Annotated in this window: 10 protein-coding genes and 1 pseudogene; all 11 read left to right on the forward strand. The window is 49.6% G+C overall.

Annotated features, from left to right (window positions below):
• The first annotated feature begins 332 nt into the window (after window positions 1-332).
• Entirely contained in the window at window positions 333-4,124 is a 3,792-nt protein-coding gene (locus BCV73_RS31300) for an S-layer homology domain-containing protein (protein WP_089549732.1), read from the forward strand.
• 85 nt (window positions 4,125-4,209) lie between these two features.
• Entirely contained in the window at window positions 4,210-4,755 is a 546-nt protein-coding gene (locus BCV73_RS31305; RefSeq protein WP_089549733.1) for a hypothetical protein, read from the forward strand.
• 113 nt (window positions 4,756-4,868) lie between these two features.
• Complete coding sequence (locus BCV73_RS31310; protein WP_089549734.1) at window positions 4,869-5,141, forward strand: alpha/beta-type small acid-soluble spore protein; 273 nt, start codon at window positions 4,869-4,871, stop codon at window positions 5,139-5,141.
• 206 nt (window positions 5,142-5,347) lie between these two features.
• Window positions 5,348-6,550 carry a methionine adenosyltransferase gene (metK, locus tag BCV73_RS31315; RefSeq protein ID WP_089549735.1) on the forward strand — a complete coding sequence of 401 codons (1,203 nt, stop codon included), beginning with the start codon at window positions 5,348-5,350 and terminating at the stop codon, window positions 6,548-6,550.
• A 246-nt stretch (window positions 6,551-6,796) separates the two neighbouring features.
• The gene (locus BCV73_RS31320) at window positions 6,797-7,315 is read left to right on the forward strand and encodes a stalk domain-containing protein (protein WP_089549736.1); all 519 of its coding nucleotides are present in this window, start codon (window positions 6,797-6,799) and stop codon (window positions 7,313-7,315) included.
• 325 nt (window positions 7,316-7,640) lie between these two features.
• Window positions 7,641-11,570: an Ig-like domain-containing protein gene (locus BCV73_RS31325; RefSeq protein WP_218828211.1), complete on the forward strand. Its 3,930-nt coding sequence runs from the start codon at window positions 7,641-7,643 to the stop codon at window positions 11,568-11,570.
• 296 nt (window positions 11,571-11,866) lie between these two features.
• Entirely contained in the window at window positions 11,867-14,581 is a 2,715-nt protein-coding gene (locus BCV73_RS31330; protein WP_089549738.1) for a stalk domain-containing protein, read from the forward strand.
• 93 nt (window positions 14,582-14,674) lie between these two features.
• Complete coding sequence (locus BCV73_RS31335) at window positions 14,675-15,829, forward strand: sensor histidine kinase (protein WP_089549739.1); 1,155 nt, start codon at window positions 14,675-14,677, stop codon at window positions 15,827-15,829.
• Between the two features lie 4 nt (window positions 15,830-15,833).
• A complete protein-coding gene (locus BCV73_RS31340) occupies window positions 15,834-16,556 on the forward strand; it encodes a response regulator transcription factor (RefSeq protein WP_076174607.1) in 723 nt (240 codons plus the stop codon).
• Window positions 16,557-16,727: 171 nt separating this feature from the next.
• The gene (locus BCV73_RS31345; RefSeq protein ID WP_089549740.1) at window positions 16,728-17,138 is read left to right on the forward strand and encodes a hypothetical protein; all 411 of its coding nucleotides are present in this window, start codon (window positions 16,728-16,730) and stop codon (window positions 17,136-17,138) included.
• Between the two features lie 216 nt (window positions 17,139-17,354).
• Window positions 17,355-17,720: pseudogene (locus tag BCV73_RS35255) on the forward strand (hypothetical protein); the annotation flags it as partial.

The following is a 17,720-nucleotide window of genomic DNA, read 5'->3' on the forward strand; positions in this document are numbered from 1 at the left end:
ACAAACAGTGTTTTTGGTGCATTTTTAAAGGGCCGGTAACAATTTTGAAATTTTTTTAAAAAAGGTGCAACTTTTTAGAAACACGCGCGTCTAAGATGTAGAGTCATTTACGATGGGTGCTTAACCAGCATTACCCTCCCCAAGAAAGATGTCTATTTTTTAGAAAAATTATCTTTACGGCTTGTGGGGCCCATTGTATAATACTTAGGTAGGATTAGGAATCTACTCTATTTTTGTCGCTTTCATTCAAATGTTTACCAGTTTCTGTGATATCGTCACAGACATCATTTATATGAACCATGCTCAACTCGGGAAAGGGGGTGCATTGGCTAATGAGTAACACGAGCTACCCATTTAAAGAAAACTCTATTGTGATGAATGTTCAAGGAGGAGAAAAAAAGGTTATGAAGAAAATTTTGACAGTCGCTCTGTCTACAGCAATGGCATTCTCCATGTTTGCATCTGTAGCATTTGGTGATACTGCAGTAACTCCGCAACAAAAATTCGACGCTCTGGCAGCTAAAGGGATCTTCAACGGCTACCCAGACAAACAAGCTCATCTTGAAAAAGAAATGACTCGCGCTGAGTTCGCGAAAGTCATCACGAAGCTTCTTGGACTGAAAGAAGTAACTGGAACTCTTTCTTACAAAGATAAAGGTTACGACGCCAAGAACTGGGCAGTACCTTACATCGAAGCAGTAACTGCTGCTGGTATCATGCAAGGTCAAGACAACGTGAAGAAAATCTTCAATTACAACGGAAAAGTAACCATCCAAGAAATGGCGACTGTTCTGACTCGTGCGCTGAAACTTGAAATCCCTGCAAACCCAGACAACAACGCAGCTGACTGGGCTAAAGGATATGTTCAAGCAGCAATCGACAAAGGCCTCATCTCTAAAGATGCTAACTTCAAAGCAAACGCTAGCCGTTCCCAATTGGTTGAAGCTGCATACGCAATCGACCAAGCGGCTAACATCACTTTCACTTATAAAGTAGTTGACCCAAGCAATGTTGAGTTCACACTTTCTACTGGTGAAGTAGTAAAGGTTAAACTTGACACTCCTTTGGTTGCTAACAAAGAAACTGAAGTGAAATTCAAGGACGCAGCTGGCAACGAGTACACTGCAAAAGTGACTTATGTAGTGACAACTGCTACTAAAGTGCAAGGTGTGACAGCAAGCAACCTGAAAGAGGTTGAAGTTGCATTCGACGGCACTGTAGATAAGGCAACAGCTGAAGATGCAGATCGCTACTCGATCGATAGTGCTGTTACTGTTGACTCCGCAGTTCTTTTGGATGATAACAAAACAGTTCGTTTGACTGTTGAAGGAACATTGGTAAACCAAAAATCCTATAAGATTTCTGTAACCAATGTAAAAGCTGGTGACAAATCTGTAAGTGTATCTAACTTTGCATTTACACCAATTGACAACGCGCTTCCAGAAGTTGTTGGAGTAAAAGCGTTGGGAACAAAAGCTGTTAAAGTTACTTTCTCTGAGCCGATCAAAACAGCTAGCGCTTCTAACTTCAAATTGGACGGAAAAACTTTCTACGGTAACGTAAGTAAAGGTGCCCGTGATGTAATTCTTAAATCTTATAACACTACTGATTTGAGTGTTGGATCGCATAAACTTGAAATCTCTGGCGTTGAAGACTACAACAACTTTAAAGCTCTTTCCAAAGAAGTTAGCTTTGAAGTAGTTGAAGATACAACTGCTCCTAAGATTGCAAGCGTAAGTGCTACTCTTGAAAAAGCAACAGTAACATTTAATGAAGAAGTTGATCCTGAAACAGTATCTGCTTCCAATGTTTACTGGAAATCTGGTTCTGATAAAAAGACTGCAGCTTCAGTGAAACAAATCTCTCCAGAAGTTTATGAGTTCACTTTCAGTGGTTCTAACGCATTCCCTGGTTACGAAACTTCACTGTTTGTTGAAAATGTAAAAGACTACTCTGGAAACAAAATCACTGAAACTGAAGTAAAAGTTAGAGCTGAAGTTGACCAAACTCGTCCGGAGGTTACTTCTGTAGCTTTGAAGAAATCCGACAACAAGTTCTTTACTGTGAAATTCAGCAAAGAAGTTAAAGTTGACGATGTAAAATACTTCACTCTGACTAAAACAAATGGCGATGTAGTTTCTCTGAGAAATGTAAAAGCAGTAGATGGTTCCAGCGCTACTGTTGGCAAAACTTTCGAAGTTGAATCTTATACTGCATTGACTGACGATTCGTACAACTTGAAGATTTCTGGTGTTCGTGACACTACAAAACTTCAAAACACAATGAATGATTATTCCGGAACTCTTAGCGGTAAAGATACTGCAGCACCTAAGTATGTTTCCAACTCTGGTAACAGCTCAACTCGTACTTTGGTTATTAACTTCAACAAAGCACTTGATCCTGCTACTGTTGGTGATCCTAGTAACTACCTTGTTAAAATCAACGGTAAATTCACTCAATTGCCTGAGGGAACAGAAGTAACTCCGATCTTGGATAGCAAAGCTGTTCGAATTGTATTCCCTCAATACATTGATAATGACAAAGTTGAAATTAACACTTCTAATGCTACTCGTGTTGCTAACATCACAGCATTTAAGCTTTTGGCAATTAAAGATTTGTCTGGTAACGTAATTGATGAACTGGGCGGAACTGAAATTGCAATCAATACTGCTTCTGCTGAACTGGCTGCAACAAAACCTGTCGAGTTGACTGATAGCAAAGTTATCAAGGTTCGCTTTGATCAACCTATCAGCGAAGCAAGAATTTCCGACTTTGAATTGGCTAATGCAACAAGAGCCTACATTTCTGATGTAGTTGCTGATGGAACGAATGAAGTGACTGTTAAGATCTCTGGAACAGGAATTTCCACTACTTCCCTTTCGGATTCTAACAGCACAACTCCAGGAATTCAACTGCGTGTCGTAGCAAACAACAGTTTGAAAACTACAACTGGAAACTCTGTCTTGCCTGCTGGTAAAGTAGTAAATGTATTGGACAGCGTTGCTCCTCAAGTTGATCTGGGAGATGCAACTAAGCTGAGCGTAACAGCTGACGGTGTCATTCTTGTTCCGTTTAGTGAAGTTCTGGACCAAACTGATGCTACTAATTACAGCCGTGACCTTATTGTTACAAATAAGAGAACAGGTGATGTTCTGTCTTCGGCTACTGGCTACAAAACTTCGGTTGATAACAATGTGCTTAAAGTTGCTCTGACAGTAGCAACTACTGATGAGTACACTGTACAAGTAAGAAAGAATGCTTCTGAAATTCAGGATCTTGCTGGCAACAAAGCTGCAGAATCCTCTGTATATTCGACAGTTGTGGGTGGTGTGAACGTATCTGGTCCAACTGTTGATATGAAAGTGAACGGAGCCGTTTTGAATGAAGGTTCTGTTACACGGGGACCTGTAGTGGTTACTTTTGCAACTGGTAACACTGCTACAATTTCCAAGGATGGTAACACAGCTACACCTTACACTTCTGGAACTGCCGTCGCTGATCCGGGAAAATATGTAGTGAAAGTAACAAATACAGCTAATGGTCTTACTACAACTCGTAACTTTACTATCAGAACTGCTGGCCCAGTTGCAACTGGATTGCCTGCTGATGGTTCGGTTGTAAATACTGATGTTACTCCGACTTTTGCAGCTACTGAGGATGTTCAATCTCTCACGCTTAAGCAAAACGGTGTAATCAAATCGTATACTAAGAACACTGCCATCACTTCTGACGGCGTTTATGAGTTGAGAGCGGTTGACTCCCTTGGAAATGAGTCAATTTATAAATTCACCATTGATAAAACTGCTCCTGCAGTGGACAGCGTTACTGGAAGCACTGCAGTAACTGGATTGACTATTAAATTGACTGAAGCCTTGAATATTGCAAATGCTACGGATATCAAAGGTAAATTGAAAATTGTTGGTTCTGATGCAACTATTGACAGTGCAGTTTATGACAATACTGCAAAGACGATCACAGTTACAATTACCGATGGAACTGATGCCTTGAATGTTGGGGACACATTGCAAGTTGATGCTAGCTCTCTGACAGATGTAGCAGGTAACCAACTAACTGGAGTTCTTGCAACTGTTGCTGATAATGCAGGCACACTGGTTTGGAAATAAACTTTGTTCGAGGAAAGGACCTCAGATTTCTGGGGTCCTTTTTTTATTAGAAAACAATTTTCATTAATTGCTATGGAGGTCCCACATGAAATCCATCACCAAACTATCCCTTACCGTGATCGTTCTCGGCGCGGGCGTAGCCCTTGGCTCCATCTTTGACATTACTGCGCAAGGCGCAGGTGTTACAGGCCAAGCCGGCACAGCCGATGATCCGGTTGTAACGAAGAGCTACGTTGACCAACAGATCCAAAAAGCGCTTGGCGGAGGAACAACAACGCCTACGACGCCAACCAATCCAACGGCACCAACGGATAATGGAAACAACAATTCCGGGAATAATAATTCATCGTCTTCTAGTGACCAAGTCACCATCGTCACCGTAAAACCAGGCGAGAAGCTGATCGCAGCTGCGGGTGCCGAGTTTATCGTTCGTAATGGACATGCGGTCATCTACAGTGCCGACTCCAATGGCGTTGCCGACCTTACGGATGGCAAAGACGTAACCAATGGACAAGCGGTCGGAAATAACCATCTCATGTCCTTCCCGAGAGCCGGACGCGGCATCATGGTACAAGACGGCGTGAAATCCAGCCTGACGGTTATGGTTCGTGGCGGTTATTCGATCCAATAATCGCGCTACATAAGCTTATTTTTGCCAGAAGTAACAATGATTTATACGTCTAGAGACGGCCGGATGACAAATACTATTCTTGCAAGACCATATTTGCAGGAGGTGTATCCATCATGGCAAGAAGTAATCGTAAAGTGGTACCGGAAAGCCGGAATATGCTGAATCAAATGAAGTACGAAATCGCTGCCGAGTTTGGGCTGGGTGCAGCGTACGGATCTGCAGGATTTAGCGGTGCGGACACTGAGTTTGCATCCGACCTGGGTGAAGCTGGAGGCGTTGGATTTGGCCGTGTGAACGGGGCTCATCTGACATCCCGGGAGAACGGTTCGGTGGGCGGCGAAATGACGAAACGCCTCGTTCGTCTGGCGCAGCAAAACCTGTTGTAACCGGCCATTTCAACGCTGATCAGAGAAGCACTCATGCAGCTTTTTTCGAGGCCCATGTTCCCTCTGCGTTGATTGACATGGGTTGACAAATACGTTAATATGACATACGAGGATTGTAGAACAACCTTTTCCTTTGCGGAAAAGGTTCATTTTTTGTTTAGAACTTATCTGCCGTTGTTATAATACCCTTATAGGAGGTTGATACAATGTCTGTAAAAGGACGTCATCTGTTCACATCCGAGTCCGTTACGGAAGGACATCCGGACAAGATTTGCGACCAGATCTCCGATGCGGTTCTTGACGCTTTTCTGGAAAATGATCCGAATGCCCGCGTGGCGTGCGAAGTGTCGGTTGCGACCGGCCTGGTGCTCGTCATCGGTGAAATCAGTACGAAATCCGAATATGTGGATATTCCCGCTATTGTTCGAAATACGGTAAAAGAAATCGGCTACACTCGGGCCAAATATGGCTTCGACTCCAACACGATGGCGGTGTTGACATCGCTCAACGAGCAATCGGCTGACATCGCGCAAGGTGTTAACGCCGCTCTGGAGAGCCGTGACCCAGCACAGGTCGACAAGGAAACCGATAACATCGGTGCCGGCGACCAAGGTCTGATGTTCGGTTTTGCGACCAACGAAACGCCTGAACTGATGCCGCTTCCGATCGCGTTGTCTCACCGCATTGCCCGCCGCTTAGCTGAGGTGCGCAAGAACGGTACGTTGGACTACCTGCGTCCGGACGGTAAAACGCAGGTGACGATCGAGTACGTGGACGACAAGCCTGTCCGTGTCGATACGATCGTCGTTTCGACGCAACACTCGGAAGACGTGACGCTGGAGCAAATCCAGAAAGACGTGAAAGAGCAAGTCATTCTGCCGGTGGTTCCTGCTGAACTGCTTGACGCCGAGACAAAGTATTACATCAATCCTACGGGGCGTTTTGTCATTGGCGGACCTCAAGGGGACGCTGGTCTGACAGGACGTAAAATTATCGTGGATACGTACGGTGGATATGCCCGTCATGGCGGCGGTGCTTTCTCCGGTAAGGATCCGACGAAAGTGGACCGCTCCGCCGCATACGCAGCTCGTTACGTGGCGAAGAACCTTGTCGCTGCAGGACTGGCTGACAAATGCGAAATCCAATTGGCTTACGCCATTGGTGTAGCGACGCCGGTATCGATTAACGTCGATACGTATGGAACGGGTAAAGTGAGTGACGAGAAGCTCGTTGAGCTGATCCGCGCCAACTTTGACCTGCGCCCAGCCGGCATCATCCGCATGCTGGATCTGCGCCGTCCGATTTACAAGCAAACCGCGGCATACGGTCACTTTGGCCGTACCGATGTGGATCTGCCTTGGGAACGCGTGGACAAAGCGGAAGAGCTGCGTGCTCAAGCCGGTTTGTAATCGAAGCGACTACTATAATAGAAGAAATTTTAAAACCTCAGTTTGGGCTAATAGCCGGACTGAGGTTTTTTATTATGATCAAGAAATTAGTACCTGGGGCATATTAATCCCATAAATTTCAATTTTAATTAGTACCAAACTCACTCTCCAAGAAAAATAAATTTTTTTATAATAATTGAAGTCAAAAACTGTGCAGCTGGTTAATAAACATATTGAGATGAATTTAAACAAGGGGAGGTTATACATATGAAAAAAATGATTATTGGGCTCACAATCGGTATGTTAATTGGATCTTCAACTGTGGCACTTGCTGCTCCAAACACTGTCCAAGCAACATTGAAAAAAATCAGAATCGTTATAAACGGAGAGACACAAACATCTACATCAAATCAGTTGGTATATAAGGGAACTACATATGTACCAATTCGTGAAACGGCAAATATGTTTCATTACACAACAAACTATAATTCCAATGCGAATACGATTGAGTTTAAGTCAAATCCATTATCAACGGAATGGATCACATTAAATGAGCTACAGGCGTTAAACAAAGTTTCAATAACGCCAATTTCTGGGAAAGAAAGTGCCTACGAAATTACTAGTGCTGGAAATTCACTCTTAAAAATCTACGGAGAAGATATTAAAGAAGGCGATTCAACCGTAGTAAGTGACGTTAATAATAAACAGATTCAGGTGAAGAAATCTCTAGGAGCAATTGTGTTAAATAAACAGGATCTAAAGAAAGCCGGGTTTAACGTCAACTGAATGGATTTATAAATTACTCCAAACCTCAGTTTGGCGAAATGGCCGGGCTGAGGTTTTTTTGCATGCCTATCACCTAGCGTTTCCAGCCTTAGGCTAAACTTCTTTTCCTTTTTAACCGACATAGAAGTATAAGCGTGTGCCTGTGAAAAGGGTGCGGTATGTTTCGTTTCACAGGAGCGGAATACGAGGAAAGGTAGGTTTAAGCCATTCTATGAAAAAAATAACGGCATGCATGCTAGCACTCGCCATGGCATTGGACATAGGAATCACAGGAGGGATGGGAGGAGGTACCGTTTCGGCAGCAGCTGGGGCAGTGCAGGCTCAAATGAGTGGACCGCTTGTCTCCACGCTGCCGACAGATGGGGCCGTGGAGGTTGGGAGACGTCCGGATTTTCAGCTGACCTTTAACCAAAACGTACATATTGCCGATCAATCCAGCGATCCAGTGTCGGACCCAGCGGTGCGGATCATCGATCTGGCTCATCCGGAAGAGGCCAACCAGATCAAGCTCAGCCTAAGCGATTTGAAGGCCATGGATTCGAAGAATCCAGCACCCTCCGATAAATTCACCTTCCAGTTGCCTGAAGGCAAATGGCTGTCCTATAAGACGGATTATCAGGTGAAAGTCGAGGCGGGGGTTCTTAAAGACGCTTCAGATCAACCGTTGGACGAGTCGACGTTTACGTTCACCACGTTAAGCAAGCTGGCTGTCGTGGACTACGCGCCCCAAGTGGGTTCAATCGGAGCCAGCACTTCCAACGCGCTGCAGCTGACTTTTAATGAAGAAGTCCAAACGGGAAGCGGCAGCGTTCAGATTAAACGGGCCTCCGATAACCAAGTGGTAGACACGATCACGCTGACACCGGGACAGTCGAATGGGAAGAAGGTAAGCTTTACGTTGTCCCGTTCTTTGGACAAAAACACGACGTATTATGTCTATATCCCAGCAGGCGCGATCACCACGCTGGATGGACAAGCGTTCGGCGGGTTGACGACGGGCGGGCAGTGGTATTTTACGACGCAGGGTGATACCGCCATTACGGCCAAATCGCCGCAAAGCGCCGCTACCGGGATCGCCACAAACAGCAAGCTCCAGCTGTCCTTCAACAACCCGGTGTATCCAGGGCAGGGAACGATTGATTTGTATAAATCGAACGGCACCAAGGTAACTTCGATTAACGTCCAATCCACTCAGGTGACAGGCGGTGGCTCGACGGTTGTGACGATCGATCCGGGAAGCGTGTTGGCGTACGGGACGTCGTATTATGTGATTGTGCCTACAGGAGCTTTTCAGGACCGGGGAGGCAGTAACGTGGCGGGGATCACCTCGACCACAGGCTGGACCTTCACGACGGCTGCGGCGCCAGGAAGTACGACTCCGCTATCCATTTCCAGCTTGTCCCCAACAAGCGGAAGCACGAACGTGGCGGTAGACGCGACGCTGTATATGAATTTTAACCGGGAAGTAGTTCGCGGTTCAGGGAATGTATTGCTCCGCAAATCCTCTAATGGTGCCAGTGTTCCGGTGATGGTCACGGTGAGCGGGACCCAGGCCAAAATCCAGCTGCAGTCCGGTTACACGCTCGACAAAGACGCGTCCTATTACGTGACTGTAGATCCGGGGGCTTTTTACGACAAACAGAACCCTGGCATGAACTATGCCGGAATTACAAGCAGTACAGGCTGGACGTTCCAGACGAACACGTCGGACAAGCAAGCTCCTGTGCTGCAGAGCAGTGAGATGTACAGCAACACGACGATCCGGCTCGTATATAATGAAGCCTTGTATTCGGACTCCTGGCCATCGACAGCCAATTTTAATGTGACGGTGAATGATGAAGCACGGCGGATCAGCTACGTGTATACCTCCGGCGACAGTGTCTATGTCATTTTGGAGACCGGCGTCGCCGTTGGGCAAAATGTGAAAATCAGCTACAGCGGCGGCTCCAGCCCGATCCGCGATACGGCGGGGAAAGCGGCGGCAGCTTTTGGGGCCCGCGAGGTCGTGAATGGCGTGGACTCCGCGCTGCCGAAGCCAACCAGCGGCACGATTTCGGGCAGCACGGTGGTGCTGTATTTTAGCCAGTCGCTGAAAAGTCCATCTGTCTATGCCTACGAGCAGTTCACTGTAACGGCGGACGGAACGAGTATGGGCGTCAAAAGCGTGAGTCAAAGCGGCCAGTCCTTGACGCTGTCCCTGAACACGTCCGTCGGCGACGGGCAGGTAGTGCGGGTCAGCTACAAGCCGGGGGCGTATCCGATTCAGGATTACCGCGGACAAAATATCGCCGGATTCACGGACTACATCGTCCGCAACTATTGGGACACAAAGCCCCCGGTCCTGGACAAGGCGGAAGGCGGCGGCACCAAGCTGGTTCTGACGTATAACGAGCTGCTGAGCACGACCAATGTGCCGATGAAAAGCCAGTTTTCCGTACTGGTCAACAATGTGCCGAATTACGTGACAGCAGTGGAGATCAAGGGCAGCCAGGTAACGCTGACGCTGACGTCTGCGCTGAGCAAAGATAACAAGGTGACGATCTCGTACGTACCCGGTACCGCGCGCCTGACGGACCTAAATGGGAACTCGGCCGGATACCTGAATCTGGAGCCGGTTACGGTTACGACGCTGCTCGACATGGGTGACATCCAATCGGCGGTAGTGCAGGGAGATACCATCCAGATCGTGTTCAATAAAACGCTGGTGTCCCAGTCCTCCGTCACAGTAACCCAATTTCAGGTGTTGGTGGACGGAACGACAAGCTCCCTGGCCAGCGCTTCGGTCAATGGCAGCACGCTGACGATCAAGCTCAGCAATCCAGTCATCAGCGGCCAAAAGGTGGAGCTGTCCTACATTCCAGGGGCCACGCCGCTCAGGGATAGCGCAGGTACTTATTTGAAGTATTTTAACAAAGTCCCAGTCAGCAACACGGGCACGACAACCGGCAGCGGAACGACCGATCCGAACCGTCCTTCCTACCTGACACTCATGGAAGCGGGAGAGTTTGGACAGGCCATGTTTGCGCTGGGCAATCAGGCGACGGCCGTGTCGGACGTAAAGTCCCGCAACAACCAATATATTAAGCAGTACCGGGTCGATGGCGAGAAGATGAAGCAGGCCTACCAATATATGCTGAATTCCGGTGAAAAGCTGCACACGCTCGTTGTGGATGCGGCCGTTGGACTAAGCTCAGCATCGGTTACGTTCCCTTTGGATGCGCTGCAGCAAGTCTATAATATCGATCGCAGCGCGGTGCTGGCGGTGAAAGCCGGGGACGCCGTATATATGGTACCTTTTAGCAAAATAAACCTGCCGGACATTGCCAGCAGCCTGAATGCGAGCAGCTCTTCCGTCACGCTTAACATCACGGTAGAGAAGTTGTCGACGGAGGCAGCCGCGGATTTGAGCAAGAAGCTGAACACCAGCTCCAGCCAAAAGATCACCGAGCCTGTAGACTTCTATGTATCCGCCGTGAACAACAGTTCGCCGAACAATCCGCGTGAGCTGAAGCTCAGCGGGGAGGTGCTCGTCCGGACGAGCAGTGCGCTGCAGGACAGCCGGTCCAGCCTGGTCCGCTTCGACAGCGGAGCCAACAAGCTGACCTACGTTCCGGGAGTGATCGACACAGCAGGCAGCCGCCGGGTATTCCATGGCAAGGTAAAGGGGAACTTTACTGTTTTCGGAGCGACATTCTATAAATATTACAGCGATCTTGGCAATCACTGGGCGAAAGACGCGATCAGCACGCTGTCCGCCAAGCAGGTCATCGAGGGCCGTACGAATACGCTGTTTGCCCCGGATCAGAGCATTACCCGTGCTGAGTTTGCCGAGTACGTGGCCAGGGCTCTCGGATTGGAAGGAGATGCGCAGAGCGCGGACCGCTTCTATGACGTGGTCAACATCGGCTCCAGCGCCTATATCGGGGCGGCGGCCAAAGCCGGCATCGTCACCGGCAATACGGACGGTTCGTTCAAACCGAACAGCTCGATCACACGCGAGCAGATGGGGATCATGATGGTCCGTGCCATGAACTATGCGGGATACAACTCGACGCTGAGCTATCCGGCGTCCACGTACCTGAAAGTGTTTAAGGACAGCAAGCAAATCCAGTATCCGGATTCCGCGGCACGCGTGCTGAAGGAAGGCATTATCCAGGGCGTCACGGCGAACACGTTCCAGCCCCGCGGAAATGCGACTCGCGCCCAGGCAGCCGTCATGCTGCAGCGTCTGCTGGAGAAGATCGGGTACATGTAACCAGAGTAGTGAACAGGCTAAATCTCTCACAAAATCATAGAGTTTCCATTTCGGTACGTCAGCCCTACTTAGGTAGGGCTTTTTTTGTGGGATTTTTCGGTGGATTTTGCTAAAAAGATTAATTTTCCGTAACTTTTTTGGATAATTTCAGTCTATTTAATAGGGAGTTCATACTGGACCTAGATAATAGAGTCTGTGAACTCATGCTGTAACGTGTATAGTCGGTTGGTCCTGTTTATGAACGAGCAACGATAGAATAGCATTGCGTATGAAGAAGATGGGAGAGTTAACAGTACATGAAATGGCATAATGATCGCATGGGGAACGAGCACAAGAAGGGTGCAGGCAAGAAGTGGATGGTCGTATCGCTGGCTGGCCTGCTGTTTATCACACCGGTTATCGGCAGCGGCATCCCGCTGAACGGACATTCTATTGCTTCGGTGGCCAGCGCGGCCACGGCTGCGACCGTAACGAAGCTCAGTGAGAGCCCGGTTACGTCTGGGGCGATAATGACCAAGTACAAATTTACGACGACGCGCTCCGGCAAACAGGCGACAGCACTGGCGGACGTCATCAAAGTCGATTTGCAGAATCCGAACGTCAAGATTGACGTCATGAACGGCCAGGACGGTCAGCTGACCACCAAACAGAGCACTGGTGGCATGGTCAAAGAGACTGGTGCGGTAGCGGGCGTGAACGGGGACTATTTTAATACGGCCGGAGACGGGGCACCGATCGGGGGGCAGGTCACCAGCGGGGAACTGGTATCGACGCCTTCGGATCTGAAGGGGATGTATTCCTTTGCGGTAACCAAGAGCGGCACGCCGGTCATCGATCAGTTTTCGTTTGACGGAACGGTGACAGCCCAAGACGGCTCTACGTTCCCGCTGGCAGGCGTCAACAAGGCATCTTACACGCCGGAGAGCGGAACTTCGAATTACAGCCATGCGAATGCTATGTATATTTATACAAGTGCCTGGAAGTCGCCGGTTCGTCCGAAGAACAGCTCCACTACACCGGTTGAGGTCCTGGTGCAAAATAACGTGATTACGCAAATTTCCGAGCCGGGAGGCTTCGATTTCGCAGTGCCGGAGGACGGGTACATTTTGCGGACCCACGGAACGGCAGCGCAGTTCGTAACAAACCATATGGCAGTCGGCCAAACGATCACAACCGACTACAAGCTGCTGTCCAAAACGTCCGGACAGTCGCTTGATCCGGCCAACCTGCAGATGATGATCGGCGGGCATACCATCCTGGTGAATAATGGAGCGGCGTCGGCCTTTTCGCGCGACGTATCCAGCATCGGAGGCTACCGCGCCCGTACGGCACTCGGATATTCGAAGGATCAGCGCTACGCTTATATCGTGGCCGTTGAGAAAAATGACAACAGCTCCGGCATGTCGCTGTCCGAGCTGCAGACCTTTATGGTCAAGGTCGGTGTCTGGAAAGGCATGAACCTGGACGGTGGCGGCTCCACAACGATGATCGACCGGCCGCTCGGCGAAACGGGCACGAAGCTGACGTTCGACACGGAATACGGAACGACCCAGCGCAGCGTCGTCAACGCTGTCGGCGTGTACACCGAGGCGCCGCAGGGCAGCCTGCTCGGGCTGAAAATCAGCGGCTCTTCCGCGATCCTGATCGGTCAGCAGGCGTCGTTCCAGTTGAAAGGCTATGACACCTACTACAACCCGATCGACGTGTCGAGCATTACGCCGACCTGGAAGTCGAGCAACGGCAACATCGTCGTCAGCGGGCAGACGGTGAAGGGTGTGAAGCCGGGAACATCGACGATTACCGCGGTCAGCGGCAAAGCCAACGCCAGCATGCAGGTGAAGGTTATCGGCGGAGACGACCTGTCCGCCCTGAACGTCGGAACGGCAACGGCTCCGCTGAAGGCAGGCAGCACGGTATCAGTGCCGGTTACGGCGGTGACGAAGGACGGGCAGAGCATTGCAGTTCCGGCCGGCTCCCTGAAATGGGAATTCATCGGCTTTAAAGGCAGCGTGCAGGATGACAAGCTGACCGTCGCTTCGGTAAATGCGAATACGAAGGTTGGTTATGCCATCGCCCGTTATAATGGCTTCAGCACAGTCGTCGTGCTGTCGGCGGCAGGCGAAGACATGTGGGAAAACTTTGAAAATGTCACATACCCGGTCGATTTTACAACCAACAGCGGCAGCCAGGTTACCGGATCGGCGCAGGTGACGCAGGGAACCGGCGACCATGCCAATTCCAAAGTGCTTCAGCTGCAGTATGACATGACGGCCGGCAGCGGCAAAATGTATGCTTATGCACAACTGAACGGCACTTCGGGGAAAGGCATTAATGCAGCGGCTACGTCGATGTCGATCGACGCGATGGGCGACAACAGCCTGAACTGGATGCGTGCCGAGCTGACGGACGCGAAAGGACAGACGGTTTACGTCGATCTTGCCAAAGCCATTGACTGGACGGGCTGGAAGACGATCAACGTGGATCTGAGCAGCCTGGGCATCGCCTTCCCGGCCCAGTTGAAACGCCTCTACGTCGTCAATGTTGAAGATGGTCAGGACGAGCGGGCGAAGACGGGTACGGTCGCTTTTGACAACATTAAATTCACGATGCCTTCGCTGTCCAGCGATGCCGGCCTTCCAACCGGCAAGGTGATCATGGCGGTCGGGCAGAAGTCCTATATGTCGAATGGTCAGAAGAAATCCATGGACGCTGCGCCGGTCATGAAGAACGGTACGACCTATATTCCGGTGAAATACGTACTGGATACATTTGGCGGACAAGCCACATGGGATTCGGCCAATCAGCGGATCAGCGTCCTGCGGGGCGGCAAGCTGATGGACTTGACGGTCGGCAAAAAGGAATATATCCTAAACGGCAAGCGTAAAAGCGCAGAAGTTGCTCCATTCATCACCCAAGGTCGTACTTTAGTCCCACTTCGGCTCGTTTCCGAGCAATTAGGATTACAAGTAAATTGGGAACAAAACACGAAGACCATTACCATCCAATCATGATATGGTATGATATGTATAGAATTGAACTTAGGAAATGCGACTGCAGCTCATTCTATGTAGAACTGTAATGGTTAGAAATGGAGTAGAACATTCGTGGATTTTCAAGCCGATGCGATAGACCGAGTCATTAAGAATGCCATCCAGGTGGTTGAAAACAGCAAATATCAGATGTTCGAGATTCTCGAGACGGCCCGGGACGAGCTGCTCACGTTGAATCAGGAACTGCAGTTAGTGATGAAGGAAACCGTGGATACGCTGCAAAAGGTGGATCAGCTGGAGCTGAACTACCGGCGCTCCCGGATCCGGCTGACCGAGGTCAGCCGGGACTTCGTCCGGTACAAAGAGGATGATATTAGGCAGGCCTACGAGAAAGCGACGCAGCTGCAGCTTGATGTGATGATTTATCGCGAGAAGGAAATGTATTTGAAGGCCAGACGCGATGAACTCCAGAAGCGGGTGAGAAGTGTCGAAAATTCGATAGAACGTGCCGAATCCATCGGATCGCAAATGGGCGTTGTTATGGAATACCTGTCGGGAGAGCTGGGACAAGTGACCCGGATCATCGAGACGGCCAAGAACCGCCAGGTGATCGGTCTGAAAATTATTTTGGCGCAGGAAGAAGAGCGCAAACGCATCGCCCGTGAAATCCATGATGGTCCGGCGCAGCTGCTCGCTAACCTGGTCCTTAGAACCGAAATTGTGGAAAGAATGCTGCTGAAGCAGGAATTTAAGATGGTGCAGGACGAAATAGTAGATTTGAAGGGGCAGGTACGCTCCAGCCTTGAAGAAATGCGCAAGGTCATTTTTAATCTGCGTCCTATGGCACTCGATGATTTGGGACTGATCCCGACGCTGCGTAAATACGCGCACGATTACGAGGAGAAGACCAAGATCCGTACCATGTTCGAAACGAGAGGGAAAGAGCATCGTCTTTCTTCTGCAATGGAGGCGGCGATCTACCGTCTGGTCCAGGAAGCACTGAGCAATGCGGCGAAGCATGCCCACCCAACCTATGTGTTAATTGAGATTACATATCAAGCGCAGATGGTTAAAATTGTCGTTCAAGACAATGGACTTGGATTCCGAGTCGAGCTTCTGGAACAGAAGAGCAAGGATCATTTCGGTTTAATCGGAATGCGCGAGAGGGTAGAGCTTCTCGAAGGGAGAATGGAGATCGAATCGGCCGAGAATCAGGGTACGAAGATCATTATCCATATCCCAACGAACGTGGAAAAGGGAAAGGAGTAGTTGGATGGAAACGAGAGATTCCGGCAAAACAACCATTAAGGTCCTCCTGGCTGACGATCATCAACTGTTTCGCGAGGGTCTGAAGCGTATTTTGAACATGGAGGAAGACATTGAGGTCATCGGGGAATGCGGCGATGGTATCCAGGTGCTCGAATTTTGCAACGATATCAAACCCGACATTGTCCTGATGGATATTAATATGCCTGTGGAAAATGGTGTGGAGGCCACGGAGAAGCTCCGCGAGCTGTTTCCGGATGTAAAGGTCATTATTCTATCCATTCATGATGATGAGAGTTACGTATTCGAGACGCTCCGCAAGGGCGCGAACGGATACCTGCTCAAGGATATGGAAGCCGAGTCGCTGATCAATGCGATCCGTTCGGTTCAGGAAGGCTATGCATTTATTCATCCTAAAGTGACCGGCAAGCTGATTCAGCAGCTGCGGCGCATGACCTTCCTGAACGAAACGGGTGCCATGACCGAGAGCGGCGTCCGCGAAGCAGGCGTCAAGTTCGTGGCCGGCGAGAACAATCCGCTGACCCGGCGGGAAGCTGAAGTGTTGCGCCTGATGGCGGAAGGCAAGAGCAACAAGATGATCGGAGAGTTTTTATTCATAAGCGAGAAAACGGTCAAGAACCATGTCAGCAGCATCCTGCAGAAGATGGAAGTCGACGACCGTACGCAAGCAGTTATCAACTCGATTAAATACGGTTGGGTTACGCTCTAATACGAATACCATAATTTTGGGATGGCTGCTTGCCTTTGCCAAAGTTTGTGAAAAATTCCACTGTACGCTCGCTCATGCCCCTTTCGTCAGAGGTGTGGGCGATCCGGCCTTTATCATTCACCGTCTGGTTTGTACCCGCATATAGTGTGGGTATACAGGAGGTGAGTCTGCATGATGATTCCGCTTTTGTGGATCACGGCGGTATACGTGCTGGCGGCTGCGGCGGTTCACTTATTTCATGCTTGGCAGAAGCGCAAAAGTTCACCCTGGGTTCACTATACGCTGGTGACGTCCAACCATGAAGGACAGATCGAATGGTACATCCGGGCATTCGGGTGGTATTCGTTCATTTCAGGCAAGAAGCTTCGTCTAACGGTGATGGATGCAGCTTCCACGGATCAGACCGTGGAGATTGTCCACCGAATGCACGGAACCGCGGGTATGGAATTATCCGTCGTCCCGATGCAGTCCTCCGTGGAGAACGGAGACATCGAAGGAACCTTGGTGCTGGCTGACGGCATGATTTCCGAAATGATTGATTTGAGAAAGCCGCATGAAGCGGAGCGCATCCCTTATGTCTAATACGCAGGGAACTGCGTTCATGCCGGGAGGCGGCATAATGCAGAATACAGAGTGAAGCACACTCCAAAGGCGATAAGCCGGGGGTGTGCTTTTTTGCGTTGGGCGGAGGATCGTCGGTGATAAGGACTTGTATAGATGTTGCAATGGACCTCTTGTTATAACGGCCCAGTAGAGGCCTATACCATTCACACGGGAAGGGAGAAAGGAGGCGGGCGCATGCGTGTCGCCGTATATGCCATCCGGCAAGGGCAGCGGTGGAGGATGAAAATTTCGCTGGACCTACGTATAGATATCGCATGGTGGGAGTATGTGTGCAGGAATGCTGGAGTGAATGGAACGATGGTTTTGCTGTCGGGGGATATGCCTCTAGGCTGGGCTTGCAAGGTGGCTAAGGATTTTGTGGGTGGGCCGGAGATGGTGCACTGGAAGATGCAGCAGTGGAAGGGGTGGTTGGAGGAGGAGTTAAGGGAGGAGAGGGAGCGGGAAGGAATCAACCTTAAGAGCGATGGCAGAAAGTTCGGGGATGGCTGTTCAGGAATGTGGCGCTGGGAGCTTGGCGAGCCGTTATCTCCTGCCGTATGG

The sequence above is a fragment of the Paenibacillus sp. SSG-1 genome (genome assembly GCF_002224835.1).
Taxonomy (GTDB): Bacteria; Bacillota; Bacilli; order Paenibacillales; family Paenibacillaceae; genus Paenibacillus_AQ; species Paenibacillus_AQ favisporus.